The organism is Campylobacter sp. BCW_6465, assembly GCF_001762815.1.
GTDB classification, from domain to species: Bacteria; Campylobacterota; Campylobacteria; order Campylobacterales; family Campylobacteraceae; genus Campylobacter_D; species Campylobacter_D jejuni.
Genome location: NZ_MJXN01000044.1, coordinates 1 through 2,030, shown reverse-complemented (window position 1 = coordinate 2,030; position 2,030 = coordinate 1). Strand labels below are relative to the sequence as shown.

The window sequence follows — 2,030 nt, the reverse complement described above, 5'->3', positions numbered from 1 at the left end:
GAAAATGAAAAATAACCCTTATTTTAAAGAAAGCGAATTTAAATGTAAATGCGGCAAATGTGAATTGCCTCAAAATGTACCAAGTGATGAGCTTATAGACATTCTTTGTGAAATCAGAGAACATTACAATGCTCCTGTTATTATAAATAGTGGATATCGCTGCAAAGAGCATAATGCAAATGTTGGTGGAGCCCCTAAAAGCCAACACACTATAGGAAGTGCAGCGGACTTTGTGGTTAAAGGAGTTAAAACAGAAGAAGTTCATCAATATGTTTTAAACACCTATGGCGAAAGAGGTTTAGGGATTGCCATAAAGCATAATTTTAATGATCCTTATGCTGGGTTTGTGCATTTAGACACTAGAGGCAAAAAAGCAAGATGGACTTATCCATAAGGAAAAGATTGTGTTTAGTTTTATTTTATCAAGGTTTTTAAGTCCTTCAAAAATAGCTTTTTTTGTTCTAATTGCTCTTTGTGGTTTTTTATATTTAAAAAACAATGCTTTAGCTTTAGAAAATGAAAATCTAAAACTTAAAGCTTTGCATTTTAGCAATGAAATCAATGTTTTTAAAGATAAATTAGCCCAGCAAAATAAAGCTATTGATAAATTAAAACTTGATTTAAAGCCCAAAGAGACTTTAAAAGAAGTTTTAAAAGTGGATAAGGTTTTTATTAAAGATAAAAGCTGTGAGAGTGAACTTAAAGCTTATAAAGAATTATTTAATATTTTAGGAGCAAAAAAGTGAATGATAAAATGAGAATTTTCCTATTAATTATACCTTTTGTTTTTTTAAGCGCTTGTGCTTCTAAAGATATTTTGATTAAAACTGAAATCAAAGAAGTTAAAGTTCCTATTAAATGCCCTTTAAAACTTCCTTTAAAGCCTTTAGACAAACAAGACTTAGAAAGTGCTAAAGAAATCTCTAAGTATTACTTAGAAGTTGAAAATATAGCCAAGCTTTGCACAGGAGAGAAAGATGAAAGAAAATAATAAAATGATAAATCAAAAAAGCATTGCAAAAGATCTTCTTATAGCTCTTTTATTTTCAAGCTTTGCTTTAGCTTTATTATATTTATTTGAAATTTTTACAAGGAACTAGCAATGAAATTAGAAGATATATTTGTATATATGGTTTTAATGATAGTAAGCTTTATAGCTGGACTTGTAGGAATTGTAACAAAAAATAAATTAAGCAAAGCTCTTAATTTAAAAGGTAAATTTACACTCTTTTTAAAAGGCATGCTAGGTTCTATGTTTGTAGCATATCTAGTTTTTGAAATTGTAAATTATCTTAATTTTGGCATAAAGCTTAGCGTTGCAGTGGGTGGTTTTGCAGCTTATATGGGGACAGATGCATTGCTTAAAATTGAGCAACTTGTAGAAAAGTTAATTAATAAAAAAATGGAAAAACTATAATGAACGAACTTGGCATCATTTGCGACATTAAAGACAATAAAGCTAAGGTTGCTATTGGAGAAATGGTAACGGATTTTTTAAGTGTTTTTCAAAATCTAGCTAATTCTTATGCAGTGAGCTTTTCTCCTTTAAGAATAGGAGAGCAAGTATTAGTCATACCTGTGCGTGGGGATTTAAATAGTGGAGTTATTTTGCGTGGGCTTTACCAAGAAAAACATAGAGCAAAAAACACAGATGAAAATACTTTTAATATAGATTTTGAAGATGGAACACATTTAGAATACAACTCTAAGAGTAGCACTTTAAAACTTGATGTGGTTAAAGATATAAATATCACTTGTGTAGATAAAACCACCCATAACCAAAACAACACCTTAAATACTAAAAATCATACTACAAACGCTAATACCATAACGCTTAACGCTCCAAGTATTAATTTAAATGGTAATACTCAAATTGCAGGAGCAATTTCTACAAGTGGCGAAGGTGGGGCAAGTGGTACTTTTAGCATAAAAGGAAATTTAAACTTAATAGGTAATTTACAAGTTAGTGGAAATATAAGAGATAGCAAAGGTGATTTAACAAATCATACCCATTCTTGTACTTGTGGTGC

General features: G+C 30.0%; 6 protein-coding genes. All 6 read left to right on the top strand.

Translation table 11 applies throughout. The features are described from left to right. The first annotated feature begins 4 nt into the window (after positions 1-4). Positions 5-394, top strand: a complete 390-nt coding sequence (locus AJ886_RS02960) for a YcbK family protein (protein WP_070287097.1) — start codon at positions 5-7, stop codon at positions 392-394. Positions 395-404: 10 nt separating this feature from the next. Continuing rightward, positions 405-746, top strand: a complete 342-nt coding sequence (locus AJ886_RS02955; RefSeq protein ID WP_002784498.1) for a hypothetical protein — start codon at positions 405-407, stop codon at positions 744-746. Continuing rightward, positions 743-991, top strand: a complete 249-nt coding sequence (locus AJ886_RS02950) for a hypothetical protein (RefSeq protein WP_070280988.1) — start codon at positions 743-745, stop codon at positions 989-991. The genes AJ886_RS02955 and AJ886_RS02950 overlap by 4 nt, the downstream gene beginning before the upstream one ends. Further along, positions 978-1,100, top strand: a complete 123-nt coding sequence (locus AJ886_RS10735; RefSeq protein ID WP_261662421.1) for a hypothetical protein — start codon at positions 978-980, stop codon at positions 1,098-1,100. Before AJ886_RS02950 ends, AJ886_RS10735 begins: the two co-directional genes overlap by 14 nt. 2 nt (positions 1,101-1,102) lie before the next feature. After that, on the top strand, positions 1,103-1,417 hold the full coding sequence (locus AJ886_RS02945; RefSeq protein WP_002784492.1) for a phage holin family protein: 315 nt from the start codon (positions 1,103-1,105) through the stop codon (positions 1,415-1,417). After that, positions 1,417-2,030: phage baseplate assembly protein V (locus AJ886_RS02940; RefSeq protein WP_070287096.1), on the top strand; the 614-nt coding region annotated here is incomplete at its 3' end. The genes AJ886_RS02945 and AJ886_RS02940, both read left to right, overlap by 1 nt.

Coding starts and splice junctions, on each gene's coding strand:
- AJ886_RS02960 (WP_070287097.1), top strand. CDS start 5: ATGAAAAATAACCCTTATTTTAAAGAAAGCGAATTTAAATGTAAATGC.
- AJ886_RS02945 (WP_002784492.1), top strand. CDS start 1,103: ATGAAATTAGAAGATATATTTGTATATATGGTTTTAATGATAGTAAGC.
- AJ886_RS10735 (WP_261662421.1), top strand. CDS start 978: ATGAAAGAAAATAATAAAATGATAAATCAAAAAAGCATTGCAAAAGAT.